General features: G+C 39.3%; 26 protein-coding genes and 1 tRNA gene. 10 read left to right on the plus strand and 17 right to left on the minus strand.

The annotated features are described in order from the left end of the window. Positions 1-2 precede the first annotated feature (2 nt). From D0T60_RS11400 to D0T60_RS11435, 9 genes are all read right to left on the minus strand, one after another. Positions 3-824 carry a transporter substrate-binding domain-containing protein gene (locus D0T60_RS11400; RefSeq protein WP_163218285.1) on the minus strand — a complete coding sequence of 274 codons (822 nt, stop codon included), beginning with the start codon at positions 822-824 and terminating at the stop codon, positions 3-5. Between the two features lie 8 nt (positions 825-832). Then, on the minus strand, positions 833-2,911 hold the full coding sequence (locus D0T60_RS11405; RefSeq protein ID WP_163218286.1) for a putative porin: 2,079 nt from the start codon (positions 2,909-2,911) through the stop codon (positions 833-835). Positions 2,912-3,091: 180 nt separating this feature from the next. After that, positions 3,092-3,634 (minus strand): 2-oxoacid:acceptor oxidoreductase family protein, encoded by a 543-nt coding sequence (locus D0T60_RS11410; protein ID WP_163218287.1) that lies wholly within the window; start codon positions 3,632-3,634, stop codon positions 3,092-3,094. A 3-nt stretch (positions 3,635-3,637) separates the two neighbouring features. After that, a complete protein-coding gene (locus D0T60_RS11415; protein WP_163218313.1) occupies positions 3,638-4,402 on the minus strand; it encodes a thiamine pyrophosphate-dependent enzyme in 765 nt (254 codons plus the stop codon). 51 nt (positions 4,403-4,453) lie between these two features. Next, a complete protein-coding gene (locus D0T60_RS18645) occupies positions 4,454-4,624 on the minus strand; it encodes a hypothetical protein (RefSeq protein ID WP_203558327.1) in 171 nt (56 codons plus the stop codon). 84 nt (positions 4,625-4,708) lie between these two features. Further along, the gene (locus tag D0T60_RS11420; protein ID WP_163218314.1) at positions 4,709-5,791 is read right to left on the minus strand and encodes a 3-methyl-2-oxobutanoate dehydrogenase subunit VorB; all 1,083 of its coding nucleotides are present in this window, start codon (positions 5,789-5,791) and stop codon (positions 4,709-4,711) included. A 7-nt stretch (positions 5,792-5,798) separates the two neighbouring features. Further along, positions 5,799-6,035: a ferredoxin family protein gene (locus tag D0T60_RS11425; RefSeq protein WP_163218288.1), complete on the minus strand. Its 237-nt coding sequence runs from the start codon at positions 6,033-6,035 to the stop codon at positions 5,799-5,801. A 34-nt stretch (positions 6,036-6,069) separates the two neighbouring features. Further along, the gene (locus D0T60_RS11430; RefSeq protein WP_163218289.1) at positions 6,070-6,348 is read right to left on the minus strand and encodes a tetratricopeptide repeat protein; all 279 of its coding nucleotides are present in this window, start codon (positions 6,346-6,348) and stop codon (positions 6,070-6,072) included. A gap of 239 nt (positions 6,349-6,587) precedes the next feature. Then, the gene (locus D0T60_RS11435) at positions 6,588-7,391 is read right to left on the minus strand and encodes a DUF3108 domain-containing protein (RefSeq protein WP_163218290.1); all 804 of its coding nucleotides are present in this window, start codon (positions 7,389-7,391) and stop codon (positions 6,588-6,590) included. 115 nt (positions 7,392-7,506) lie between these two features. Here D0T60_RS11435 and rpiA point away from each other — a divergent pair, with 115 nt between their 5' ends. Beyond that, complete coding sequence (gene rpiA, locus D0T60_RS11440) at positions 7,507-8,205, plus strand: ribose 5-phosphate isomerase A (RefSeq protein ID WP_163218291.1); 699 nt, start codon at positions 7,507-7,509, stop codon at positions 8,203-8,205. A gap of 139 nt (positions 8,206-8,344) precedes the next feature. On the opposite strand, the gene ispE is transcribed toward rpiA, so the two are convergent. Both ispE and D0T60_RS11450 read right to left on the minus strand, forming a co-directional pair. Further along, positions 8,345-9,169: a 4-(cytidine 5'-diphospho)-2-C-methyl-D-erythritol kinase gene (gene ispE / locus D0T60_RS11445; RefSeq protein ID WP_163218292.1), complete on the minus strand. Its 825-nt coding sequence runs from the start codon at positions 9,167-9,169 to the stop codon at positions 8,345-8,347. 36 nt (positions 9,170-9,205) lie between these two features. Next, entirely contained in the window at positions 9,206-9,835 is a 630-nt protein-coding gene (locus D0T60_RS11450) for a chloramphenicol acetyltransferase (RefSeq protein ID WP_163218293.1), read from the minus strand. 188 nt (positions 9,836-10,023) lie between these two features. On the opposite strand from D0T60_RS11450, the gene D0T60_RS11455 reads away from it, so the two are divergent. Continuing rightward, entirely contained in the window at positions 10,024-10,491 is a 468-nt protein-coding gene (locus D0T60_RS11455; RefSeq protein WP_163218294.1) for a hypothetical protein, read from the plus strand. 73 nt (positions 10,492-10,564) lie between these two features. Here D0T60_RS11455 and D0T60_RS11460 read toward each other — a convergent pair whose 3' ends face one another. Continuing rightward, the gene (locus D0T60_RS11460; RefSeq protein ID WP_163218295.1) at positions 10,565-12,223 is read right to left on the minus strand and encodes an AMP-binding protein; all 1,659 of its coding nucleotides are present in this window, start codon (positions 12,221-12,223) and stop codon (positions 10,565-10,567) included. Positions 12,224-12,411: 188 nt separating this feature from the next. Between D0T60_RS11460 and D0T60_RS11465 the strand changes: the two genes are divergently transcribed. From D0T60_RS11465 to D0T60_RS11480, 4 genes are all read left to right on the plus strand, one after another. Beyond that, entirely contained in the window at positions 12,412-16,818 is a 4,407-nt protein-coding gene (locus D0T60_RS11465) for a DUF5113 domain-containing protein (RefSeq protein WP_163218296.1), read from the plus strand. Between the two features lie 26 nt (positions 16,819-16,844). Further along, a complete protein-coding gene (locus D0T60_RS11470; protein WP_163218297.1) occupies positions 16,845-17,573 on the plus strand; it encodes a DUF5932 domain-containing protein in 729 nt (242 codons plus the stop codon). Continuing rightward, on the plus strand, positions 17,563-19,014 hold the full coding sequence (locus D0T60_RS11475; RefSeq protein ID WP_163218298.1) for an AbgT family transporter: 1,452 nt from the start codon (positions 17,563-17,565) through the stop codon (positions 19,012-19,014). The genes D0T60_RS11470 and D0T60_RS11475 overlap by 11 nt, the downstream gene beginning before the upstream one ends. 90 nt (positions 19,015-19,104) lie before the next feature. Next, a tRNA-Arg gene (locus D0T60_RS11480) sits at positions 19,105-19,178 on the plus strand. Positions 19,179-19,420: 242 nt separating this feature from the next. Here D0T60_RS11480 and D0T60_RS11485 read toward each other — a convergent pair. Further along, a complete protein-coding gene (locus tag D0T60_RS11485; RefSeq protein WP_163218299.1) occupies positions 19,421-19,825 on the minus strand; it encodes a type II toxin-antitoxin system HicB family antitoxin in 405 nt (134 codons plus the stop codon). 30 nt (positions 19,826-19,855) lie between these two features. After that, the gene (locus D0T60_RS19050) at positions 19,856-20,044 is read right to left on the minus strand and encodes a type II toxin-antitoxin system HicA family toxin (RefSeq protein ID WP_163218300.1); all 189 of its coding nucleotides are present in this window, start codon (positions 20,042-20,044) and stop codon (positions 19,856-19,858) included. Between the two features lie 346 nt (positions 20,045-20,390). Between D0T60_RS19050 and D0T60_RS11495 the strand changes: the two genes are divergently transcribed. The 3 genes from D0T60_RS11495 (at position 20,391) to D0T60_RS11505 (ending at position 22,863) form a co-directional block, all read left to right on the plus strand. Then, positions 20,391-20,576, plus strand: coding sequence for a DNA polymerase beta superfamily protein (locus D0T60_RS11495; protein ID WP_163218301.1), 186 nt, complete (start codon positions 20,391-20,393; stop codon positions 20,574-20,576). Between the two features lie 4 nt (positions 20,577-20,580). Continuing rightward, positions 20,581-21,639 carry a DNA polymerase beta superfamily protein gene (locus tag D0T60_RS11500; RefSeq protein ID WP_163218302.1) on the plus strand — a complete coding sequence of 353 codons (1,059 nt, stop codon included), beginning with the start codon at positions 20,581-20,583 and terminating at the stop codon, positions 21,637-21,639. A gap of 210 nt (positions 21,640-21,849) precedes the next feature. Then, positions 21,850-22,863 carry a Gfo/Idh/MocA family oxidoreductase gene (locus D0T60_RS11505; RefSeq protein WP_163218303.1) on the plus strand — a complete coding sequence of 338 codons (1,014 nt, stop codon included), beginning with the start codon at positions 21,850-21,852 and terminating at the stop codon, positions 22,861-22,863. Between the two features lie 39 nt (positions 22,864-22,902). Here the strand turns inward: D0T60_RS11505 and D0T60_RS11510 are convergent, their stop codons facing one another. Both D0T60_RS11510 and D0T60_RS11515 read right to left on the minus strand, forming a co-directional pair. After that, entirely contained in the window at positions 22,903-23,217 is a 315-nt protein-coding gene (locus tag D0T60_RS11510) for a helix-turn-helix transcriptional regulator (protein ID WP_163218304.1), read from the minus strand. A 6-nt stretch (positions 23,218-23,223) separates the two neighbouring features. Further along, complete coding sequence (locus D0T60_RS11515; protein WP_163218305.1) at positions 23,224-23,748, minus strand: hypothetical protein; 525 nt, start codon at positions 23,746-23,748, stop codon at positions 23,224-23,226. Between the two features lie 161 nt (positions 23,749-23,909). On the opposite strand from D0T60_RS11515, the gene D0T60_RS11520 reads away from it, so the two are divergent. After that, entirely contained in the window at positions 23,910-24,794 is an 885-nt protein-coding gene (locus D0T60_RS11520; protein ID WP_163218306.1) for an NAD(P)-dependent oxidoreductase, read from the plus strand. Here the strand turns inward: D0T60_RS11520 and D0T60_RS11525 are convergent. Beyond that, positions 24,777-25,565, minus strand: coding sequence for an aspartate dehydrogenase domain-containing protein (locus tag D0T60_RS11525; protein ID WP_163218307.1), 789 nt, complete (start codon positions 25,563-25,565; stop codon positions 24,777-24,779). The two genes, D0T60_RS11520 and D0T60_RS11525, sit on opposite strands and share 18 nt — an antisense overlap. Positions 25,566-25,667: the final 102 nt, after the last annotated feature.

The following is a 25,667-nucleotide window of genomic DNA, read 5'->3' on the forward strand; positions in this document are numbered from 1 at the left end:
TTTCAAAAGTACTTGGAATAAGTTTTTTTAAAGGCTTTTGTTTGCATATATTCTGTAAGCCAGGCATTGATGCTATCGCACAAAGCTGGAGATTGTTTTTTGATTCCCCATGCATAGAACTGCGTAAAGCTAATGCCGGTATTGATATCCAATTGCGGAAATGAGTCTATGGCAGTACGGGCAATATCTTCGTCGGCTACGGCATAGTCAATATCTCCGTGAGCAACCATTGCCATTAATTGTTCCTGTGCGTATTTATCAACCTCCTGAATGTAGATGGTATCTGCTATTTCGTTGCTCATATTATGAATGCGCAATATGGCTGGCGAACCTTTTTCTACATGGAGTGTTTTTTGTGCCAACTGAATTTGGCTTCGTATATATTTGGCGCTATCAATTTCTGCTTTTCGTTGCACGAGTATTTGTTTGGCTCGTGTAATTGGGATGGTAAAGCATATCGAATCTATAAGTTTTGCATTTATAGGTATTCCGTAGGCTATGATATCATATTTGCCATCTGCAAGACCTTCCATTCGTTTGTTAAAACTCATTTCAGGAACAATTTCTACTTTGAGTCCCTTTGCTTTGGCAAAAGCTTGTATTAATTCATAATGAAAACCGGAAATCGTATCTCCATTTACAAAGTAGCTTATTGAATTGTATTCGGTTACGGCTTTAAGTAGCCCGTCTTCAAGGATCTCGCTGTAATCTCTTAGAATATTTACTTTTTCTTCTTTTTTATTTTTTGATAATAAAGAGGCTATTAAGACAGCAATTACCCCAATAACAACATATTTAAGTATTTTGTTTTTTGTGAGAGACATAGTATGTATCAATCATAAAAGTTCCATGAGAGTCCGAATTTAAGCATGCGTTGATTAATAGGGTAGTGGGGAGCAAGGAAATAGTTTGGTTCGCTGATTCCTTTATTAACATGATACATCATAACAAAGAAACGGGTACGTTTCAAGTTTAAATTGGCATATACGTTAACAATAGGATAGCCACCTATATCAATTTTGCCTTCTTCGGCCTGTAGCTTGAACTGCTGAATACCCGGCGAGTAAGCAGGGGCTGCATATTTGGTGAAGTAGCGCACATCAACCCCCAACTGAAGACTTAAAACTTTTTCTCCGGTTGGTTTATATTTAGCCAATTTGGTGGCGATATATAAATTATGATACAGAGAAAGGTCAGGAAGAGGCAGTACTTCTTCATTGCTACTTTTTTGCCAAACAACTTCATTGTCTAAGTGAAGAATACCCAGCTTAAAGTTTTGCTTTAGTTGTGCGGATAATACCTGAATGTTATCTCCCGATTGTGAAGGAAGAGACTTATCATTGAAATAAGTATAGTTCTTTATGTTTTCGACTCCCGCCCGAATGTTTGTTTTCCAGCGTTCGATATTTATTTCTCCTTCCAGACGCGTGCGGAATTCTTTATCCATATCATCATGGTGCCACTGAAAATGTTTGGAGTGGTAATGACGCATATAAAACGCAGGAAGTGTGTTAGAGATAGAAGCACGCGCAATAAAGCTAACGGTATCATTCCAAAGTTTGAAGTTCAAATCAAAATCTCCATCTACTTTAAACTGACCGGTGGCTTTACCTGCCACACCTATTTCGCCAATGGCTTTATAATGAAGCGTCTGTCCTTGTCGTTTTAGTAATTCTCCACCCACGTATAATTCGTTTTCGTTATAGCTTTGGGTGCGTGTGGCATCATCGGTCATTAAGGTGTACTTGCTGATTTTGTGAGAGAGATATGCCGTAAGTCCTGCTTTTGCATATTTATTAAAGCCCTCCAACAAAGCAATACCGAATGTGTTCCTTACACCAAAATAGGTGGTTGAGTCGTTAGCACTTGCTACATCGGGGTCCATGTAGTTATTATCGAAATAATTTTCGATGTTATCGTTTGAAATGAAACGGTGGCGCGATCTTTCTACCTTAGCCGTATGAATGAAACTGGTTACAGGAACGAACTCTTCTTTTATTATCGTATCATTTTCTGCCGGAGGTATCGTGTCGTTTTCTGCCCGGGGTATTTCTCTGTAAAAGCCCATGTTGTAACGGTGGGTAAGATAGATATGGAAGTTCTTGTTGTAGTTCCATGTATTACTTAATACTGTAGGAATGTTTTGAGCTTCGTATTCTTTTCTTCCTCCGGCCATTACTTCCGGATCGGTTATGTATCTGTCGTCCGTAATACCTCCGTTTTCTTTCATCTTCATATTATACATATTATATATAATATGAGCGCGATATTTATCGGCTATATAACTTCCGAATATTCCCCCTTTCAGGTAAGAAGTAGATTGATTCTGATAATAACCGCGTCCGTACAAATAATCGAAGTTAAAGCCAAAGGCTAATTCTTTGTTAACGTTGACAGAGAAATATGTTTTCAATCTTTCCTCTCCATACTGCTTATCGAATGTTTTGTAGTAGGAAATATTAGCGTATGGGATATTGCTGTTTGTGAAAAGGAAATCGTGAGGTTCGGTTGCAAATTCATCAAGCGGAGCCAAAAACATAGAAGATGAGAATGGCTTTCTATCAAAGAATATTCTGGAGAGGCGTGGTGCGCCTAAGTTTCCCAGGTAGTTGTAATGCCCACTCATGCCTTCCGTCAGGTTGGAGTTTTGGAATTGTATGTGAACTGTGTCTACATCTACCGGAATAATGTTTCCCAGTGTTTCGCTTATTTTCCACATATAAATCTGAGGAGGAAGGCTTACTATTTCCAAACTGTCATTAGGAGCCTGTGGATTCCTATACGCATTCATCGGATCGTTAGGATCGTACATCGGATCCATCGGGTCAGTTGGGTTGTATACTTGCGCCAGCAACGGGAACTGACAGGATAGAAGCAGGATTAGTATATATATAAATCGTTTCTTTGTCATAATTGCGGCAAATATACGATAAAAAATAAACTGTTTGAAGTGTTGAGCGAGGAGAGTTGGTTGATGAGAGTTAAAAGATAAGAAATGAAAGGGAATTTAGTAGATAGTAGCTAGTAGTCAGTAGCTAGTAAATAGAATTGATGCTACAAAACCTAACTACTAACTACTAGCTACTAACTACTATATTTTACTCACCAGCTCCATTCCTTTTTGAATAGCAGCTTCATTCATCGGAATCAGGTGATGGTGGCGTTCCGGTAATGTCTTCTTTAAGCCTTTCAGTACGCTGTCGATAGATACCATCGGAAGTAATTTTAGTAATCCGCCGAGCACAATCATATTAAATGCTTTTGCATTTTTCATTTCATTGGCTGCATCCATTGCATCGATTCGATAAACTTGAATGTCGGTGCGGGTTGGAGGATCAATAATACCATAACCATCATAAATAAGAATGCCACCGGGTTTCACTCTGCTTTCGAACTTTTCCAGTGAGGGTTGGTTCAGAATAATAGCCGCATCATATTTACTAAGGATGGGTGAGGAGATTCTTTCATCGCTAACAATTACTGTTACATTGGCAGTACCTCCACGTTGCTCCGGACCGTAAGCGGGCATCCAACTTACTTCTTTTCCTTCCATTAGGCCGGAATACGCAAGAATTTTTCCCATAGACAGAACACCTTGTCCGCCAAAGCCTGCTATAATTATTTCTTCTTTCATATCTTATTCTTTATCTTTTAAATCACCTAATGGATAGTAAGGGAACATGTTTTCTTTCATCCACTCGTTAGAAGCTTCAGGAGTCATTTTCCAACCGGAGCTACAAGTAGATACAATCTCTACCAGATTCGATCCTTTGCCGTTCATTGAGTTTTCGAATGCTTTGCGGATTGCCTTTTTAGCTTTGCGAATAGCCGGAACAGATTGCACAGACTGACGGGTAACATAAGCTGTTCCCTCCAACTGGGCTGCGATTTCAGTCATCTTCAGTGGGTGTCCATGAAGTTTTACATCACGTCCATAAGGGCAAGTAGAAGTCTTCATGCCCATGAGCGTGGTAGGAGCCATTTGCCCACCGGTCATACCATAAATGGCATTGTTAATAAAGATGATAGTAATGTTTTCACCGCGGTTTAAAGCGTGAATGGTTTCGGCGGTACCGATACAAGCCAAGTCGCCATCTCCCTGGTAAGTAAATACCAGTCTGTCCGGCCAAAGTCTTTTAATAGCAGTAGCTACGGCAGGAGCACGTCCGTGAGCAGCTTCTTCCCAATCAATGTCTATATAATTGTAGATGAATACAGCACAACCTACCGGCGATACACCTACAGACTTGTCTTCTAATCCCATTTCTTCTATTACTTCCGCTACCAACTTGTGTACTACACCGTGGCTACATCCCGGGCAATAGTGCATGGGGGTATCATTCATGAGAGTTGGTTTCTTTTGTACCAGATTCTCAGGTTTGATTATTTCTTCTTTTGTTATCATATCTTTTATTTACGATTAGACGATTTACAATGAGACGATTAGAGCTTGTTATCGGTTTGTGAAACGAATAAAGAACTCCATCATTTTAAAAAAAAGTGTAGCTCCGCATACGTAGAGGAATATCTTCTTGTCGTCTACCGCAAAGTAAACGATGATAGAAACCAAAGTTCCAAGTAGAAATATGCTATTAAGTATGCCTCTTATTTTATCCGGATTCATAATTATATCTGTAATTTATTAGTTTGGATTTACAATTGTATGGACGACGACTTTTTAATCGTTTAATTGTAAATCGTCAATAGTCTAATTTACAAGTTTCTCTTTCAGTGCTTTAACTATTTCATCCGGATCGGGAACGATTCCTCCCAGACGTCCAAAGTGTTCCACCTTTACTTTACCGTTTACGGCAAGTCGAATATCCTCTACCATTTGACCGGCGTTGAGTTCCAAAGAGAGCATTCCCTTTACTTGTTCCGCATATCCGGCAATTGCCTTGGTTGGGAATGGCCAAAGAGTGATGGGGCGAAGGATACCTACTTTAATACCTTCTTCGCGAGCTAACTCCATGGCTTTTTGTCCGATACGAGCCATTGAACCAAAAGCTACGATTAAGTAATCGGCATCATCGCAGTTAATTTCTTCGAAACGAACTTCGTTTTCTTCTATAACCTTATATTTAGCCTGGAATCTTAAATTGTTTTGTTCCATTGGCTCCGGTTGCAATTCTAACGAAGTAATAACATTGGGTTTCCGTCCCTTTGTTCTTCCGTTTGCAGCCCATGGGCATTGTTCAAGAACTTCTTTTTCTGTGCGGCGAGGCTTCTGTTCGGGAAGAACTACCTTTTCCATCATCTGACCGATAACGCCATCGGTTAAAATCATAACCGGGTTGCGGTATTTAAAAGCCAGATCAAAACCGGTGCTCACAAAATCTGCCATCTCCTGTACGGATGAAGGGGCAAGCGTAATTAATCTGTAATCGCCATGACCACCGCCTTTTACCGTTTGGAAATAATCGGCCTGACTTGGTTGAATGGTTCCTAACCCGGGGCCTCCGCGCATAACATTTACAATCAGACAAGGCAACTCGGCACCTGCTATATAGGATATTCCTTCTTGTTTAAGGCTGATACCGGGGCTCGATGATGACGTCATTACCATCTTTCCTGTTCCTGCACCACCGTATACCATATTGATAGCTGCTACTTCACTTTCTGCCTGAAGCACTACCATACCTGTGGTTTCCCACGGTTTTAGCTCGGCAAGTGTTTCGAGTATTTCCGATTGAGGAGTGATAGGGTAACCAAAGTAACCATCGGCTCCGCAACGAACTGCTGCGTGAGATATGGCTTCGTTACCTTTTAATAATACGATTTCTTCCATTATGTTTTTTTTATTTAGTCTCTTCCACTTTCACCTTATATACTGAGATACATCCGTCCGGACAAACAATAGCACATGAGCTACATCCGTTGCAAGTATCTTCTTTTGTTTGCAGGGCGTAATTATACCCTTTTTTGTTTACCTCTTTGGCGAGGGAAATTACATTGAGCGGACAAGCAACTACACAAAGGTTACATCCTTTACAACGCTCGGTATCCACTACAATTGCTCCTTTTATTTTAGCCATAATTAGTTGATTACGTTAGTCTTAATATTATTCGTTATTGATTATACATATCTTTATGATAGAACTCAAGAATGTCCATCACCATTTTTCGGGCATTTGCCGCCGGGCTTTCCGGGTTAATTTCAATAGCTTGTTGGTAATTGTTCAGGGCTTGTTGCCAATCACCTTTTTTTCGGTAAGCATTGCCAAGTAAATAATAAGCCTCGTCTTTTTGTGGAGAGTCGAGGTTGGAAAGGTAGATATTTAGTTTCTGAATAGCTTGTTCTACTTCTCCCTTATTTAATTGATCTTTGATTGCTTTTAATTCTTCCATAGCATAGGGTATGAATAAAATGCAGCACAAAGATAATCTTTATTTGTAGAAAAGATTTATATGAGCTGTGAAAAATGAGCAAAATAAGGGCTTTTTTACCTTCGTTTTTATATGTTTTTAGACATAAAGAAATGTTTTGTATTCTTATTTGGGTGTTATAGCCTTTTGTTTGCTTGTTTTTATCCTGTTTTGAGTGAATTTTCTTTCAAATTGAAAGGTGAAGAGCTTTTTAGCTTAAATTAATTTCTCAGTCCTTCGTACCCATTAAGAATTACCCGGGTAGAACCTACTTTAAGTTTAGATTCAATACGAATGGGGATTTTATTTGCATCGTTGGTGATGTACACTTTCATGGCTTCATCTCCATTCTCGAAGGCATCATCTTTGGCTATCAAAACAAGCTTGTGGCAATTATAATCTCGTTTATCGTTGGCCGAAACTTTGTCGGTTCCTTCATATTGAATGCTCATTTGTATTTTGCTTCTGCCTGAAAAACAGGGAACAACTACCTCGTCGCCCTTTTTCATCCCGTCGTAATTAATCGTGCGAACATAGTATAAAATACTAAGCATATCATACATACATGTGGGAGAAACATGAATGGTGTCATATCGTAGTTTATTGTTTCGGCGGCTAATGGTTCGCAACTTCACTCCATTGGGGTTATATTGATAAGTGGCTCGTTCTATGGTATGATCTTTGCTTTCGTGTGCATCTTTCATGTAGGCTAATGGAACAACCGCTTTGGTGGTGTAAGCAGTCAGCGTATCCGACATAGAGAAGAACTTTTTAGCTACTCCGGAAGATTTGGCGGTTAGTTTCATTTTGTATGCTTTTTGTCCATTGTAATAGTCGTTAGTTACTGTTAACGATGAACGCCCGGCTTTGGTATATAAAAGTCCGTATTTGAAATACAAATCATAACTTAATACTTCTCCTTCTTTAAAGGCATTGTTTACTCGTTCGCACTGTGCTTGTATCCTACTGAAAGGAGAGAGTAAAAGACCTAATAAAATAACGATGGAAATTCTTATTTGATTCATAATGTTCTATTTCTTAATTATGATGTAACCAAACATACATAAAATATGGTACATAGTAAACTGTTCTTATGATTTTTTTGTTTATTGATAGGATTTCATTTGATAAATTTAAAATATGAATTGGAAAAATACCATCATTAACAACTTGCAGTGGTCGGATGCTATCACGAACCGGGAGGGCAAAGAACGAGTGGCTAAAGAAATTGCTGCTAAAGTAAAAGATGGAGATGTAATTGGTATTGGGTCAGGATCTACCGTTTATATTGCAGCCCTTGCTGTGGCCGAGCGTATAAAGAAAGAAAAACTGAATATTCAGGCCATTCCTGCCTCTATGGAACTATCTATGACGTGTACGCAATTAGGTATCCCCCAGACAACACTTTGGGAAAAAACGCCGGATTGGACTTTTGATGGTGCCGACGAAGTAGACCCGCAAAGCTGCTTGATTAAGGGTAGAGGAGGAGCCATGTTTAAAGAAAAGCTGCTTATTGCCAATAGTAAAGAGGTTTATATAATTGTAGACGAATCGAAATTTGTAGATCGTTTAGGTTCTAAATTCCCGGTACCGGTAGAAGTTTTCCCCAATGCCTTGCTTTATGTGGAAGAACAATTGAAGGCTTTAGGAGCCAAAGAGGTAATACTTCGCTCCGCCAAAGGAAAAGATGGTCCGAGCTTTACCGAAAACGGCAACTTTGTATTAGATGCTTGGTTCGATCATATTTCCTTTAATATGGAGAAGGATATAAAGACGATAACAGGAGTAATTGAAAGTGGTTTGTTTATGGGATATAGTGTTAATATTTTGAGTATTTAGTGTTTTGAACCGCGGAGTTACGCAGATTGACGCAGAGTAGTTATTATGAGTGAAGTCATAAACACGCTTCGCAATTCGCTTTGAATAAAGAAAAACTTTAAAAATCTGCGTTAATCTGCGTAACTCTGCGGTTCAAAATTTATTTCAACTCCATTTGTAAACTTACCCCTTTATCCTTCAGTAACTCTATATGAACTTCTTCGCTAAAAATACCATAAACAGAAGAACCTGAACCAGACATCGAGGCATAGATAGCCCCTTGATTATATAAAGTCTCTTTTATCTCGGCAATTAAAGGGAACTTAGGAAAGACGCTTTCCTCAAAGTCGTTAATCATTAAATTCTTCCATTCGGAAACCGGACGAGTAATCACTTTTTTGAGTGAATGTGCCGGCTTATGCGGTTTGATAGCAGCAAAAGCATCACGAGTAGAGATAAACACATCCGGTTTAATAACAAACAGGTGATAGCCTTTCAGGGATAAAGATATCGGAGAAAATACGTTGCCAATACCTTCGGCATACGTTGGCTTATTTTTAATAAAGAAGGCACAATCTGCTCCTAAAATGGCAGCGTACTCTTCCAACTTTTCATCGGAAATACTCAACTGGAACTGTTCATTCAATAACTTAAGCATAAAAGCAGCGTCGGAAGAGCCGCCTCCTAACCCTGCCCCTGTAGGGATATGCTTATGAATGTATGTTTCGATGGAAGGAAGCCCAAAGTCTTTATCTAATAAATGATAAGCTTTGGCTATTAGGTTATCATCCGGATTTCCTTCAATCGTTATTCCGCTTTGATGTAATATGATTTTTTCTTTGTTTGAACAGCTTAACGGGTTTATTTCTAAAGCATCTTCCCACGGAATAGGGTAGAAGATGGTTTCTAAATTATGATATCCATCCGGTCTTTTTTCTGTAATATTTAAGCCAAGATTGATTTTGGCATTAGGAAATGTGATCATAAGCTGTTTTGAATTTTATAATATAATCTATGCTTTCTAAAAATGAAACGAAAGCACCTCTAAAAACTCTCCCACATGATATCCATCCATCAACCCATGATGGCAGGTAATGGAGATGGGAAGCATCAGTCTATCTCCTTCGCGGAAGAACTTACCTGTCGAAATTTTAGGAACGCTATCACCCGAACGCATATTGGTGGGGTGCTTCATATCGGTAAAGGCATACCACGGCACAGCAGAGTAGTGTATGGCGTTGGGGTGAAATGTACCTCCTTTATTGAGCCCTGTGGTGGGTTGCAAACGCTCAATCTCGGCTTTTGCTTTTTGCACAAAGATGGTTTCGTCGGCATCATACTCAAAGGAAGCAAAGGAAAATGTATGGTCGGCACGGGCGATGGTGGCTTCGGGCACGAGGCTGTTGTAACAAACGATCTGGTCGCCCTCAATGCGATAACGGAATTCTTCTACCCGGCAGGCGGCAGTGATGATGCGGTGCAACACGAGTAGAGAAAAGGAAAGTCCCGTGTTTTTGGCATGCTGGTAGGTGGCGGTGCAATCTACATTGACGGTAACGCCGAAGAAAGGATCGTCGAAAGCACTGAAATGTTCGAAGTGCTCTTTGCGGTTCCAGGTAGCTTTATCTATGATTTTTTCGATTTGGCTCATTGTTGAAACTGGGTTAATGAGTTAGAATTACAGGGCAAAGGTAGAATAAATTTCTAAATTTAATAGCAGTAAAACAGAGCCGAGCTTCTATCTTTTATAGTTTTCTCCTTTGGGGAATAGGAATGCCCCTTGTTATATATGGATTTCCCTTTTTATCTTTAGAGAACAATTTTTAAAAGATAAATGCTATGATAAAGAATCTGTTTTTAGGTGTGTTGCTTCTGATAATTTTAACCTCTTGTGCCTCCTATGGCAACATGTTTACAGCAAATACTCGAATCAAAGATGTAGAGATTGATATGAACAAGAATGAAGTAATAGCCATTATGGGCAAAACTTACGAGGTTATTGGTGTTACAGAGCATGTTGAGGTTTGGGGGTATAAAACGATTGATGAAGCAATCTACAAATTATATTTTGTAGATGGGCGACTAAAAGAATGGAATAAAGAATGGATAATAAATCACGCCTGCCCTCCAGATAATTGCCGGCAACCTCAAGTAGTAACAGGAGTTGCACCTGTTGGTAATTCGGGTTTGGAGATTCATCTTAACGCACATCGCAATGCCTTGCTGAATAATGCATCCTCAGAATCGGAAAGACAACATATTAATACACACATGGATTCTCATACGAATACAATGCAGGGTCGATGATTGTTCATAACGAACCTGAGTGCTGAAAGCACGATACCAACATGCTTGGTCGTGCTTCCAGTACATCTGTTTCTTATCCTTTAGCCTCTTGATACAAGAAACGTTTAATACTCTTCTTAGGTGTTTTTTCGAATTCTTCGGGATAAACTTTCATTTTAGAAATCTGGCTGTATGCCGGCAATGTTTGATTCAGGGCAATCCTGTTCTCTTCCATCACCCGTTCCATATCTTCTGCTTTGAATCCGTTAGCGAAGGCATCGTCGAAGTCCGGATATACCAATCCTACCAACTTATCGTTTTGCTGAACGATAATACTTTCGGATACGTAAGGCATGTTGTTTAGTTTATCTTCAATCTCTTCCGGGTAGATGTTTTGTCCGCTGGCTCCCAATAAAAGGTTTTTGTTGCGTCCTTTAATGGTAACATTGCCTTCGGCATCTATTATTCCAAGGTCTCCGGTGTGTAGCCATCCGTCTTTATCCATTACTTCGGCGGTTGCTTCTTCATTTTTGTAGTAGCCTAACATGGTATTGGGACCTTTACACACAATTTCGCCTACAATATTTTGAGGGTCGGACGATAGAATTTTCACTTCCATTCTCGGGGCTGCTTTTCCGCAAGAACCGGGCTTGAAGTCTTTCCAGTCTTCGTAAGTAATAATAGGGCCACATTCCGTCATACCATAACCTACTGTGTATGGGAAATCAATCATTTTAAGGAATTGCTCTACCTCTTGGTTGAATGCCGCTCCGCCAATGATAACTTCTACAAAGTTTCCTCCAAAGGCATTAACTACTTTTTCTCGTACGGCAGCCTTTATTTTATCATTAATAATAGGTACTTTGAGCAAAATCTTCATAGTAGGTGTTTGCAGTTTGGGCAGTACGTTTTTCTTAATGATCTTTTCAATAATTAAAGGTACGGCAACCACTAAATTGGGTTTGACATCTGCAAAAGCCTGTGCTATGATTTTAGGACTTGGAGTACGTGTCAGGAAGAAAATTTGGCAACCCACAGAAAATTCATACAGAAACTCGAAAGAAAGTCCATACATGTGCGCCATAGGAAGCATAGATACCACTTTATTGCCCGATTTAAGCGGTAAGACCTCATGCGCAAATAGAGTGTTCGACCATAAACTACGGTAAGGCAACATTACTCCTTTAGAGTAGCTGGTAGTGCCGGAAGTGTAGTTGATGACTGCTAACTCATCGGGTTGGTCTTTATGATAGTTGATATGTTCTGTACGGAAGTTCTTGGGATATTTTTTCCCGAATAATTCATTTAAGTGTTCTCGGGCATGAGTCAGTTTCTCGCTTCTTGATACCAGGATCGAGAAATCTTGCATAGCCATAATACCCTCTAATAAAGGCATGGCGGCTTCATTCAGGTTTTCCCAAACCACATCTCCAACGAAGAAAAGCTTTGCTTCCGAATGATTGACGATATTATGCACATTGTCTGCCTTAAATTCATGTAGTATAGGAACTACCACAGCGCCGTAAGTAAGTGTGGCAAGGAAAGTTACTCCCCAATGAGAACTATTGCGGCCGCAAATGGCTACTTTATCGCCCTTTTTAACGCCACTTTCCTCAAAGATAATGTGGATTTTTTCAATCTTCCTCGCTACATCTTTATATTGAAGTGTTGCACCGCTGTAGTCGGTAAGTGCATTCAAGTCCCAGTTTTTCTTGATGCTGTTCTCAATAAATGAGATAAAGCTGTTATTCATCGTTATTGCACATTTGGTTATAAACTGTGCAAATATATAGCTAAAATCCGGTTTTCCAAATAATTAGAAAAATAAATTGCTTTAAGGCAGTAATGCTCCGGGTGGCATATCCGTTATTATTTTTATTCGCCCCCACTTATAAATCGTTGTTTTTATGTACATTTGCAATCAGTGATTTAAACAACAAGATGAACCATAGGTATCCGGTTATACTTTTCGTATTAATATTGTTTTCTTTCCTTTTTTCGTGTGTAGGAACGGCGCCAACGAAAGAAGTACAGATTCTTGATTCTTTAAATCGGGCATCTTATGCCTATCGATATAAGAATTTAGATTCTTCTTACTATATTGCCTGGCAGGCTTATGAAGAGGCATCGCTATATTCGCAAGGAAAGGCAGAAGCTTGTAATAATCTGGCTTTCTGTTCTTTTATGCAAATGAACTTTGATATGGCAGAAAAACTGCATAAGGAAGTATATGACCTCACACAAAACGAATTGGAACTACTTATTGCAGATATTGGTTTGATGAAAATATATCAACGTACTGCAATGAATAAAGAGTTTTATGATTACCTGAACTCTGCCATTAGCCGTATGAAACGTATTGATGAAGAACGGAATCTGTTTATTGATACACATGAAGTCATTCGTTTGAATTATGCATATACAGAATACTTTATCACTTCTGCTATTTATTACTATTATCTTCGTCAGTTTCCCGAAGCAGCTTTTTCCATCAATCAAATCAGGCATGAAGAGTTGGCCAGCGATACAAATCAGCTATTATATTACCATTATATAAAAGGAACCGGCGGATATTTTACGGGGCTTTCTCTTGATGATAGGCGACTGAGTGAGTTTGATGAACTTTTTTATACCTGGCAACACGCCTCCAATAAAGGGTATCTGTATTTTGAGGCAAATGGTTTGCAAGGATTGGCTAATCTGATGGCTTCTCCGGATGATTATGACTTCTTTTATCAAAAACGCTTTCATGCGCTTACTCAGTTTGATTTGCCTGTAGACAATCAGCTCCCGCTTGAATTGGGAACGAGGGCACTTGCTAAGTTTAAAAAATACAATGATATCTATCAAATAGCGGGAACTTATGTAACTATCAGCAGATATTTGAATAGTCACGGATACTATGATCAGGCATTAGATTCGTTGACTAAAGCACTGGAATATGTGAATCTTCACCACAAACTTTACTACGCAAATACGCACGAGGAACAAGATGTTCTGAAACCTTATGTTGAGAAAGAAACTGTTCGAACAGAAATACGTTGGGTAACGGGCAAGGACATCGAAACAGGACAAACCCTGCAAGTGAAAACCGTTCCGGAATGGATTTCGAGTATCCGCGAGCAATTAAGTGTTTCTTATGCCGGATTGGGTATGAAAGCACAATCCAATTATAACAGAAATGTTTATATGGAAATTCTGGAGTTTACTCGTCAGGATAAAGAATCGGAGAGTCGCTACCTTGCCTTAGAAAAGGAGTCTAAGCAGCTTAATGTGGTTTTGCTGTTCGTTATTCTGAGTATTGTTCTGGTTATTTCTTTGTTCTGGATCTTTAATAATCGCACGAAGGTTCGTAATCGCATCTATACATCCCGGTTAAAAAAAGTATTAGACATCTGCCAAAAGATTATGGCTTCGGTGCCTGCTCACGTAACCGAAGAAAAAGACATTGTAGAGGCCATTGTGGCTGCTATACTGCCTGATATGCAGGAGCTTTTTCATGTTACCGAAATGCGAATTTCTCTCTTTACGAACACCGACGACGAGGAGGCTGTTGCAGAAGAAGATTGGGAGGGAATGATCGAATATCCTTTGTATGTACCCGATAAGGAACAACCCATAGGGATTGTAGGGATTCAAACCAGTCGTTCTTTATCTAAGGATGAACAAGCGCTGCTTCAAGTCATAACTCCATACATTGCCTGGACGGTAGATAACGGAATTACGTTTATAATGTTGGGCGACGAACAGGAAAATCTGGAAAAACAAAAGTATATATTCGAGCAACACATTGCACGTAATAAACGCGAGAACCTGATAAAGAAGGCATGTTTAAGCATTGTAAATGGTATCATTCCTTATATTGATCGAATTATTAATGAGGTTTATAAGCTGAAAGAAAAAGGCTTTATAAAGAATGAGAGCATTAAACTGGAGAAATTTCAATATATAGATGAACTTGTTACTACCATCAACGAATATAACGACATTCTGGCTTTATGGATTAAAATGAAACAAGGATCTTTAAGCTTGAATATTGAAAACTTTGCATTAAATGATTTATTCTTGCTGATTCTTAAAGGCCGGAAAACGTTTGAAATGAAGCATCAAACATTTGATGTAGAAACTACCGACGCGATAATTAAAGCCGATAAAGCCCTCACCTTGTTTATGATAAACACGCTGACAGAGAACGCCCGCAAATATACTACCGAAGGTGGAACTGTTAAAGTTTATGCCCGTGCAACGGATGAATATGTGGAGATCTCTGTTGAGGATAACGGACGCGGTTTATCTGCGGAGGATGTGGCATTAATTCAGGGAGAGAAAATCTATAATTCCCATTTAATAGGTGTGGCAGATGAATCGGATGTAGAAGAGCTGAAGCGTCAAAAAGGGAGTGGGTTTGGTTTGATGAATTGTAAAGGTATTATTGAAAAGTACAGGAAAACCAATAAAATATTTCAAGTATGCTTGTTTGGTGTCGATAGTACTTTGGGCAAAGGAAGTCGTTTCTTCTTTCGATTGCCATTGGGCGTTCGTAAAAAAATGATGCTGCTGCTTTGTTTGTTGTTGCCTTTAGGGGCGTTGAGTGCCAGAGAAACCGATCCTGTTTACGAACAGCTACTTGATGAAGCCTCTGCCTTTAGAGATACAGCCCGTTATTGTAATGTAATGGCAGAGTATGATTTGGCTCTTCAATATATTGATTCTTCCATGCATCGCCTTAATCAGCATTACCGGAAATACGGAAAATATAAGGGAGCAGATTTAACCTTAAAAGGAGAGGGAACTCCTGCCGAATTAATTTGGTGGGATGAAAAATTTGATACGGATTACAGCATCGTTTTATTTATAAGAAATGAAGCAGCAGTGGCTTTTCTGGCTTTGAAGAATTGGGATGCCTATTCTTATAACAATAAAGCATGGGAATCTTTATTTAAACTTTTTAGCGAAGACCCTTCTTGGGAGAGGTATAGTTTGATTCTGGAACGCTCCACTACAAATAAAAAGGTTGGGCTGATTATTTGCATCTTGTTGCTGATTGTTTCGCTGACAGGCTATTACTTCCTCTATATGCGTAAACGACTCATGAACCGCTGGAACCTGGAGCAAGTACTGGAAATAAACAAAACGATATACCCCTCTTCTTTAATTCGCCCGGAAGAAAACCTGGAAGCACTGCAAAAAGAAGAAAACACCTTGAAAGAGATTCCGCGTAAAATTGTGACGGAGGCTTTTGAACCACTGAATGAGTTGCTCGAAATAAACAGGCTGGGGATTGCTGTTTATAATGAAGCACGTAACCAGTTGGAGTTGGCTGCTAATCCTGTCGAAGAGCATTTTCCGGATATTGTAAGAAAGAGTTTTGAACAAAAGAAAATACTTATAGAAGATACTGTACTCGCTTTTCCTCTGATAGTGGAAGTGGCAGGAAACAACCAGTGTGTTGGGGTGTTTTATCTGGAAAAACAAGAAGTAGCCGGGCAAGAAACCTATCAATTATTACTCGAATTGATTGCCAGGTATATTGCCATTGTTGTATTTAATTCGGTGGTTAAATTAGCCATGCGTTATCGGGATATTGAGTCGGCCTACGAAGATACCCATCGCGCATCGTGGGAAGACAGCATGCTGCACGTGCAAAATATGGTGCTCGACAATTGTTTGTCTACCATCAAGCATGAAACGATTTATTACCCGAATAAGATCAAGCAAATCATTGATAAATTAAATTCCGGAAATCAGAGTCGGGAAGAAGAAGATAATAACATCGAAACAATAACCGAGCTGATAGAATACTATAAAGGTATATTCACCATATTGAGCTCCTGTGCATCACGACAATTGGAGGAGGTTACATTCCGACGAACGAACATACCGGTTTCTGTATTGCTAAAATATGCCGAGAAGTATTTCTCTAAAATAAATAAAGGAAACAAGAATCAGAGATCCTTAAAGATTGATGAAGTTCCTCCGGAATGGGTGGTAGTGGGAGACTTAAACCAACTGAATTTTCTCTTTGAAAATTTGATAGATGAATCTTTATCTGTTCCTTTGCCGGGAGAATTGCAAATAAAAGCTTATGTAAAGGAAGAGTTTGTTTATTTTCTGTTTACAGATAGCCGGCGCAATAAAGATGTGGAAGAGCTCAATCAGTTATTTTATCCGAATCTTAATAGAATGACTTCCGGAGAAAAAGGAGAACTGAGAGGAACTGAGTATCTGGTATGTAAACAAATCATTCGCGATCACGACGAATATGCAAGCAGACGCGGATGCCGGATTAATGCAGAACCCGCTCCCGATGGAGGGTTCACCGTTTACTTTACCATACCCAAAAAATAAAATATAAAACAACACTTTAAACAAATATGGAAGATAAGAAATTTAAAGTAATAATTGTAGAAGATGTAAAGCTGGAGTTAAAAGGAACCGAAGAAATCTTTCGACATGAAATACCTAATGCTGAGGTAATAGGAACTGCAATGACCGAAAAAGATTTCTGGGATCTGATGGAAGTACAATTGCCGGATATGGTTTTATTGGATTTAGGTCTTGGCGGGTCCACAACCATAGGCGTTGATATTTGCCGGAATATATTTAAGAAATACAAAGGTGTTCGTGTATTAATCTTTACGGGCGAAATATTGAACGAGAAACTTTGGGTAGATGTACTCGATGCCGGAGCCGATGGTATTATTCTTAAAACAGGCGAACTCCTTACCAAAACGGATGTACAAGCCGTAATGGATGGAAAGAAGTTAGTGTTTAACTATCCCATTCTCGAAAAAATAGTAGAACGCTTTAAGATATCTGTAGAGAATGACTCGAAACGTCAGGAAGCCATCATCAGCTATGATATTGATGAATATGACGAACGTTTCCTGCGCCATTTAGCTCTTGGATACACCAAAGACATGATTGCCAATTTAAAAGGGATGCCGTTTGGAGTTAAATCTTTGGAAAAAAGGCAGAACGACCTCATCAATCGGTTATTTCCGAACGGAGAACGGGTAGGAGTAAACGCTACCAGATTGGTAGTTCGCGCCCTTGAATTACGCATTATTGATATTGATAATTTAGAACCTGATGAGGAATAAGTGGCGAATACCACATCCGGCTACCATGTTTTTTCTGCTGATGGTGGGAGTAATCCTGCTATCCTGGATATTCGATATCTACGGTTTGAGTGTAAAGCACCCTCATACCGGGGCAGAGATTCATGTACAGAGTTTGCTTAGCCCGGAAGGTATTCGTTGGTTTCTGCGTCATGTAATAACAAACTTTACCGGTTTCTCTCCTTTAGGAATGGTTATTGTGGCCATGTTTGGTATTGGAGTGGCCGAGCATTCGGGTTTTATCAATGCCTGCATCCGTAAGGGGCAGCGTCATAAAAATAAATATACCACAGTAGCTACTGTTATTTTTCTTGGCTTGCTATCTAATTTAGCCGGAGATGCCGGGTATGTTATATTGCTTCCTATTGCTGCTACTTTGTTTCATTCGGTTGGTCTGAATCCTATTGCCGGTATTATAACAGCGTATGTGTCTGTATCTTGTGGTTATAGTGTAAATCTATCTATTACCACGCTCGATTTACTGTTATCGCGCACCACCCAAGAGGCAGTTGCATTTGCCGGAATAAGTTCAACGAAAGTCGGTCCGCTTTCTAATTACTATTTCATGGCGGTTTCCACCTTTCTTATTTTGGTTATTATATATACGCTCACAATTAAAAAGCTGATTCCCTCATTCGGAGAATATGATGGAGATGTTCAGTTTGAAAGCTACAAGCCTCTTTCGAAAAGAGAACGAAGAGCCATAACGCTTTCATGGATTATCGGAAGTATATTTGTTTTAGTAACCTTATGGGCTACGTTTTCTTCATCCGGATTCTTACGAGGCATAACAGGCGGCTTAATAAGCTCACCATTTATGAGCGGCGTTTTGTTTTTGCTTTCATTATGTGCCGGATTGATGGGAATGATCTATGGCTTCTCTTCCGGGCGTTACCGTACCGATACAGATGTGATTAAAGGCTTTACCCAACCCATGAAGCTGCTGGGAACCTACATGGTTATTGTATTCTTTGCTTCGCAGATGTTTGCTGCCTTAGAATACTCAAAGTTGGATACCTGTATAGCTATCTGGGGAGCGAATCTTATTACCTCCATCGAGTTAAGTAATTTGGGTGCTTTGCTCTTATTCATCTTCTTTACGGCATTTATCAATTTAATTATTGGTTCTGCTATTTCCAAATGGGCATTCATGGCTTTTATCTTTGTTCCGATGTTTGCCAACATGGGGATAGCGCCGGAATATACTCAATGTGCTTTCCGAATAGGAGATAGCTCAACAAACGGTATTAGCCCTTTTCTTTTTTATCTGCCTCTGGTACTGACTTTTATGCAGCGTTATGAGTCGAAATCTACTTTCGGAACATTGATAAAATATACATGGCGATACTCGGTAGTCATTCTGTTTTTCTGGACATTACTCTTTATAATATGGTATCTGTCGGGCTTGCCTTTAGGGCTATAGTTTATTTTCTTATAAGATAGAGATAAAAAAAGTGCAAAATCTCTTTTGATATTTCACAAAAAGGATTACCTTTGCACCGCAATTAAGGATGGTCCAGTAGCTCAGCTGGATAGAGCAACGCCCTTCTAAGGCGTGGGTCACAGGTTCGAATCCTGTCTGGATCACAAGAAAAGCGGTTGGAAATCGGTAGATTACAGCCGCTTTTCTTTTTATAAACTGTTTTGAATTTTATTGGCTTCGCTGACCGTTGGTTCTGTGATAAATTTGGGATCAACCCGTATTCTTTGGGTATTTTTAAGGAAAAAAAGCCCCAATCTTTCAATCGGGGCAGTCAAGCTAAAATCTAAAGTTGTAATCAAAGAGATATTTGAACCTGACTTTTGTCAAACATTCGTTAGGGTACTAATCAAACGAAATGAACTTGACGTATTTCTTCTGCAAATTTATGCAAGCTTTCTTCGATCTTTTCAGCAGTTTTTTTGCTTGGTTTGCTTCTTCCTGTTATATAGTGGCTTAATTGCCCTTGATTAATACCTGTTATGCGTTGCAAGCCTGCTAAAGATAATTTATTTGAGTAATAAGCTAAAAATGAAGCTACATCATATTTGAACTCAAATTCAGCTTCTTCAAATTCTTTATTTTCATCAAGATAGTAATCTTTCATCTCTTTATAGGAATTATAAAAATCCTCTATAGCTTCATCTACGGTTTTCCCATCACCAAGCAATCCGTAAGATAATGGATTTTCATCTATATAGGCTCCATAAGTGCCATCATTTCCACGCTCGATATTTACAATTACTTTTTTCATTGATAATTTATTTTTTTCAAAGGATAAGGATTATAACTTAACCCCTGAATCCTTACTAATACTTTTTAATGTTCCAAATTTAACCTCTTCGCTTCGGTGGTTACTAAGCTGAAATTCCTTTCCTGTTATTGGGCTGAACCAGATTGGATGTTTCTTCCCTTGTCGTACAAAGTAGCAACCGTATTTTGATACTTTCTTTTCTACTTCTGAATACTTCATAAAGTCAATGTCCGTTTGATTAGTACACTACAAAGATACGAATATTAATATTAATGGCAAATGAAGTAGAAGAAAAGTACGAGTATTAATACTTTTCCCTCCATTCCGTAAAATTTGGGAACAGTTTCTTATAATTCCTGCCATTTCTCCCGAATATGTTTGGATAGCCCGTGCAAAGAAATTGTTGCGGCCGTGCTAAGAAACTGCTACGGCCGTGGCAGGAAATTGTTGCGGCCGTGGCAGAAAACTGTTGCGGCCGTGGCAAGAAAACGACAAAAAAAGGATGGTACGCACAAAAGCTGCGTAATTACTATTTAATTTTGTACCGAAAACAAAGATACTGTAAATGGAAAAGCAGATAAAAAAGAATCTATCCGAAATAGAGAAAGAATACAACGTTGAAATACTTTATTCGTGTGAGTCGGGTAGCAGAGGGTGGGAGTTTTCTTCTCCTGAGAGTGATTACGATGTTCGTTTTGTATATATACAGCCAATAGAAGATTATCTGACAATTTGTTCAAAAAAAGAATAATAAAATGACAATACAAGAAATAAAAGATAGAAAGCTGTTGCTCTTTGAATGTATAAGTGGCAGCAAAGCCTATGGCTTAGATACTCCTCAATCGGATACCGACCTGAAAGGGGTATTCTATTTACCTAAAGAGCAGTTTTATGGTTTGGAATATATACCACAGATAAGTAACGAAACCAATGATGAAGTATATTATGAATTGGGTCGTTTTGTGGAACTACTTTGTAAAAACAATCCCAATATTATAGAGATGTTGGCTTCTCCTCAGGAATGTATATTGTACAAACACCCTTTGATGGATAAACTTTCCATAGATATATTTTTATCTAAGCTATGCAAAGATACTTTTGCCGGATATGCTCTAACACAGATCAGAAAAGCAAGAGGATATAAAAAGAAAATAGTAAATCCTGTGGAAAAGAAACGTAAAACCATCTTGGATTTTTGTTTTATAATGGATAATTATCAGTCGGTTCCTGTGGAAGAGTGGCTTGAGAGAAGTGGTTATATTCAGGAATTATGTGGATTAAGCTCTATCCCTCATGCAAAGGGAATGTATGCTTTATTTTATGATTCAAAGAATAGGAACGGCTATCATGGCATTGCCGTAAAGGAAACAGCAAACGAAGTGTCATTATCATCTATACCCAAGGGAGAGCAAGCCGTTGCTTATTTATTTTGGAATATGGAAGCCTATTCGCTTTATTGCAAAGAGTATAAAGATTACTGGAATTGGGTAGCAGAACGCAACGATACTCGTTACCAAACCAACCTGAATCATGGTAAGAACTATGATTCTAAAAACATGATGCATACAATACGTCTGTTGCAAGTGGCAGAAGAAATTTTGCATGATGGAAAGCTCAATGTAAGGCGCCCGAATAGAGAGCAATTGCTGAATATAAAATCCGGTAATATGGATTATGATGAGTTGTTGGTAATGGCTGATAAGTTAATGGAAAATATAGAATCATACTATTTAACTTCATCATTAATCGATACCCCGGATATAAAATTGGCAGAAAGGGTATTGGTAGAAATGAGAGAGCAATTGTATAGGTAAGGAAATGAGAGAATTTCACCACAGATTAACGCGGATTTTCACAGATTATTAACTAAAAGACTCTGCCTTTTGGGGTTTTGTAATGAAATAATTTAATCTGTGAAAATCCGTGTTAATCTGTGGTGAATTAATTCAAAACCGTTTCTTAAGTATCCATATTTTTTTAATCTTTGTAGAATCATAGAACTTGCAATAATTACTCTATTCATTATGAAAACAAAAATAAAAACAGGAATTCTATCTTATGGCTTTTCGGGTCAGGTTTTTCATGCTCCGTTTATTCATGCGCATCCGGAGTTTAGCCTGGATGCTATGGTGGAGAGAAGTACGAAAAAGGCAGCCGATATTTATCCGGGAATAAAGAGCTATGACTCTGTAGAACAATTGTTAGACGACTCCTGTATCGAACTTGTTGTTGTAAATACCCCCAATCATCTTCATTACGAACATGCCAAAGCAGCTTTGAATAAAGGAAAGCATGTACTTGTAGAAAAGCCTTTTACCATCACACTCGAACAGGCAGAAGAGCTTTTCGGACTTGCAGAAAAGAAGAATTTGCAGATATTTGTGTATCATAACAGACGTTGGGATAGCGATTTCATGTCAGTGCGAAACATCATTGAGAGCGGTAAACTTGGAAAGTTGAGCGAAGTTCATTTCCGTTACGATCGCTACAAGAAAGAACTTAGCCCTAAATATTTTAAAGAAGGAGCTGTTGAGGGGGGAGGAGTGAGCTATGATTTAGGTCCACATTTATTAGATCAGGTAATCAGCTTGTTTGGTTGTCCTACTTCTTATAGAAAGGTAACGGGCTTTAATAGGCCGGGCACTAAAGTTGATGATTACTTCTTTGTGCAAATGAGCTACCCCGAGGGGCTGAATGTTACGGTGACTTCCAACCTCTTAGTGGTTGATCCGCAGCCGGCCTTTATCCTTCATGGCATTAACGGAAGTTACATAAAAGAGCGTTCGGATGTGCAGGAAGCACAGTTAATGAACGGAATAACACCAGACAATGCCCTGTATGGCTTTGAACCCGAACCTAAAAAGGGAAAACTTACCCTTATGGATGCAGAGGGAAATATACATATTACACCTATAGAAGCACCACGTGGAAACTATACCGGTCTTTTTGATGCAGTGTATGGCACACTCAGGCAGGATAAGCCTTATCCAATCAAGGCTTGGGATGTGTTGTGCCAGTTGAGGATAATTGGTGAGTAGGGGTGGAGAACTTCCCTCCCTACTTAACATTACCCAAGCCTATATGGCTTTTGATAGAGATAGGATTGTAATATGTAATGCTTCCTCAATCTTGATAATAGTATTGAGGGTTAAGTTTTCTTTGCCTCTTAGTATGCGGCTGACGTATTGCTGTGATACTCCCATCTTTTCTGCTAAATCCCATTGTTTCAACCCCAATTCTTCCATTTTGATAAGCATTGTGGTAGCTATCTTTTGAGATTCACGTAGCCATTCGCGATTAGTTGATCGGAATTCTGCCTCTTCTCTCCACTTTGATGGAGTGTTTGGTTGCATCTGCTCTAATTTTGCAATTTGTTCATCTCTTGTTTTCATAACCGACTAATTTTTAATGTAATCAAAAAAGCCATCTTCATCTACAATACCGTTTTCAATTAAGAAGTTGCGTACATTTTCTATTTTAACAAGTTCTTGACGAGTATGTTCTCGTTCTTCCATTGTTGCTGTTAGTTTTATAGCTCCTCCTGTTATTATATATATACCGGTAGAAAGTTTAATGGCATAGAGTCTTAACCAAGATCTATTTATTTTTCCTTTTGCTTTCTCCAAGTATAATTCGTGAGTATAATTACTCAAATTTCTAAATATAATATCTAAATCGGCATCCGGACTGATATCTAAAACGATTCTTTCCAGAACTTCGCTTTCTTCAATTGTTTTTTCGATCGCTTCCCGAATAGATGATATTTGGAAGTAAGTGGTGTCATTCCAATTCTTTTTGAAAAAATCATATAATACTATCGGGTTATTCCATTCATCAAATAATCGGGTTAATTCGTCCGATTCCTGATTTGGATATTGAATAGCCCACAAACGTCCATCATCTGTTATTCTTAATATATTCATGTAGTTTACCGAGTTTCATGCAAATATAAGAAATTTGCTTCAATAATACAACTTATGAGTTGTGTAATGTGCTGTATTTCGATTTTAATTAAATACCTTTGCATTTGTATAACCGAGAGTAAATATTCTCTCTTTTATTAGCTTTTAAACCCCAAACAACCATGTTTCAAAAACTTGTAGCCATAGAACCCGTAAGCCTGATACCTTCAGCAGAGGAAGCATTGCATACGTATGCAAAGGAAGTAGTGATGTACAACGATATTCCATCGGATGATAGCGAAATTGTAGCCCGTATTGGCGATGCCGATGCAGTGCTCCTGAGCTATACTTCGCGAATAAACAAAACAGTCTTGGAGCAGGCTCCCAATATTAAGTACATAGGTATGTGTTGTTCGCTCTACTCTCCCGAAAGTGCTAACGTAGATATTCGTTTTGCCAACGAACGGGGAATTACCGTAACCGGCATTCGCGATTATGGCGACGAAGGCGTGGTAGAATACGTAGTCAGCGAGTTGATACGTTGCCTGCACGGATTCAGACAGGAACCATGGGACGGGATGCCGCGCGAAATCACCGGACTGAAAGTAGGCATCGTCGGACTCGGAAAGTCGGGAGGAATGATAGCCGATGCCCTGAAGTTTTTCGGTGCCGATATTGCTTACTTTGCACGCAGCGAAAAGGAAGAAGCCAAAGCCAAAGGTTATCGTTTTCTACCGCTTGGCGAACTTCTTGCTCAAAGTGAAGTAGTATGTTGCTGCTTGAACAGAAATACGGTATTGTTGCACGAAGCCGAATTTAAACAACTTGGAAACAAAAAGATACTCTTTAATACCGGTTTATCGCCTGCATGGGATGAAGAACCCTTTGCCCATTGGCTGCAAGGCGATAATCTTTGTTTCTGTGATACCTTAGGTGCGCTGGGCGATGCAGCGTTTCTCTATTATCGGCACGTGCGCTGTATGCAGGTGTCAACAGGCCGTACACGCCAGGCGTTTGACCGCCTGAGCGAAAAAGTACTGGCCAATCTATCAGAATACAATGGGTGATACAATGTTAAGCAGGGTGTTCACTACCGACCATCCTGCAATGTCGGATGTAGCACTGTACACATCTATTACAGCACGTACCTGATCGTTTTTTATCTCCACTCTTTGCGTATCTCCGGTAAAGCCGGGGGTAGACTGCATGGAGAACTGCATATTATCAGGACCTACCGAAGCCAATGAAGCGGCAACCGCCACGTTAACCTTGGTGGGGAATAGACCGATGGCTTCTGTGGCATTGCCCGAGAAAACCACGCGTTGTTCCGTTTGCAAAGCCTCGTCGTATACGGCAGTTCCTTTAAGGGCATTCGGCCCTTTCTCGTTAAAGAACTTGGCAGAGGCATTTCCCATTAAAGAAGCTGTTCTTAACACATCAAATCCTCCGGTAGCTCCCGATACAATATGTACGCGAGTGCCATGCTGCTTAGCTGTTTCTGCTACCTCGTGGTAAAAGCCGGCATCTGCCAAAGCACCAATCGATAAGGTAACAATGGATGTTCCGTTCTTTAAGGCAGGCAAAGCAAGCTCTTTCATTGCTGCCGGAGAAGCCGATTCTACCAGATAGTCGGGCTTTAGTGCAAGCAGTTCTTCGATTGTGCTACATGCCTTACAAGGTTTGCCATGTTGTTGCAACTTACTTACAATATATTCGGCTTTTGAAGCCGTGCGAGAGTAAACTCCAATCAATTCATAGTCGGGTAATATCCCGTTGACAACTGCATCGGCTACAATGTCGGCGAGTCGTCCGCATCCTACAATAACTAATTTTTTCATGGGGGCAAATGTACATGATAATTTTCATATTTCACACAAGCGTATAAAAATGTGTCTTTTCCTGCCTATTATTTTTTCAGATAGATTATCAAGTCCACTGTT

It is taken from the genome of Bacteroides sp. 224 (assembly GCF_010500995.1).
GTDB lineage: Bacteria > Bacteroidota > Bacteroidia > Bacteroidales > Bacteroidaceae > Bacteroides.

Coding starts and splice junctions, on each gene's coding strand:
- D0T60_RS11500 (WP_163218302.1), top strand. CDS start 20,581: ATGACAATACAAGAAATAAAAGATAGAAAGCTGTTGCTCTTTGAATGT.
- D0T60_RS11455 (WP_163218294.1), top strand. CDS start 10,024: ATGATAAAGAATCTGTTTTTAGGTGTGTTGCTTCTGATAATTTTAACC.
- D0T60_RS11435 (WP_163218290.1), bottom strand. CDS start 7,391: ATGAATCAAATAAGAATTTCCATCGTTATTTTATTAGGTCTTTTACTC.
- D0T60_RS11465 (WP_163218296.1), top strand. CDS start 12,412: ATGAACCATAGGTATCCGGTTATACTTTTCGTATTAATATTGTTTTCT.
- D0T60_RS11510 (WP_163218304.1), bottom strand. CDS start 23,217: ATGAAAACAAGAGATGAACAAATTGCAAAATTAGAGCAGATGCAACCA.
- D0T60_RS11460 (WP_163218295.1), bottom strand. CDS start 12,223: ATGAATAACAGCTTTATCTCATTTATTGAGAACAGCATCAAGAAAAAC.
- D0T60_RS11515 (WP_163218305.1), bottom strand. CDS start 23,748: ATGAATATATTAAGAATAACAGATGATGGACGTTTGTGGGCTATTCAA.
- D0T60_RS11405 (WP_163218286.1), bottom strand. CDS start 2,911: ATGACAAAGAAACGATTTATATATATACTAATCCTGCTTCTATCCTGT.
- D0T60_RS11485 (WP_163218299.1), bottom strand. CDS start 19,825: ATGAAAAAAGTAATTGTAAATATCGAGCGTGGAAATGATGGCACTTAT.
- D0T60_RS11475 (WP_163218298.1), top strand. CDS start 17,563: ATGAGGAATAAGTGGCGAATACCACATCCGGCTACCATGTTTTTTCTG.
- ispE (WP_163218292.1), bottom strand. CDS start 9,169: ATGATCACATTTCCTAATGCCAAAATCAATCTTGGCTTAAATATTACA.
- D0T60_RS18645 (WP_203558327.1), bottom strand. CDS start 4,624: ATGAATCCGGATAAAATAAGAGGCATACTTAATAGCATATTTCTACTT.
- D0T60_RS11400 (WP_163218285.1), bottom strand. CDS start 824: ATGTCTCTCACAAAAAACAAAATACTTAAATATGTTGTTATTGGGGTA.
- D0T60_RS11450 (WP_163218293.1), bottom strand. CDS start 9,835: ATGAGCCAAATCGAAAAAATCATAGATAAAGCTACCTGGAACCGCAAA.
- D0T60_RS11430 (WP_163218289.1), bottom strand. CDS start 6,348: ATGGAAGAATTAAAAGCAATCAAAGATCAATTAAATAAGGGAGAAGTA.
- D0T60_RS11410 (WP_163218287.1), bottom strand. CDS start 3,634: ATGAAAGAAGAAATAATTATAGCAGGCTTTGGCGGACAAGGTGTTCTG.
- D0T60_RS11520 (WP_163218306.1), top strand. CDS start 23,910: ATGTTTCAAAAACTTGTAGCCATAGAACCCGTAAGCCTGATACCTTCA.
- rpiA (WP_163218291.1), top strand. CDS start 7,507: ATGAATTGGAAAAATACCATCATTAACAACTTGCAGTGGTCGGATGCT.
- D0T60_RS11525 (WP_163218307.1), bottom strand. CDS start 25,565: ATGAAAAAATTAGTTATTGTAGGATGCGGACGACTCGCCGACATTGTA.
- D0T60_RS11495 (WP_163218301.1), top strand. CDS start 20,391: ATGGAAAAGCAGATAAAAAAGAATCTATCCGAAATAGAGAAAGAATAC.
- D0T60_RS11470 (WP_163218297.1), top strand. CDS start 16,845: ATGGAAGATAAGAAATTTAAAGTAATAATTGTAGAAGATGTAAAGCTG.
- D0T60_RS11505 (WP_163218303.1), top strand. CDS start 21,850: ATGAAAACAAAAATAAAAACAGGAATTCTATCTTATGGCTTTTCGGGT.
- D0T60_RS11425 (WP_163218288.1), bottom strand. CDS start 6,035: ATGGCTAAAATAAAAGGAGCAATTGTAGTGGATACCGAGCGTTGTAAA.
- D0T60_RS19050 (WP_163218300.1), bottom strand. CDS start 20,044: ATGAAGTATTCAGAAGTAGAAAAGAAAGTATCAAAATACGGTTGCTAC.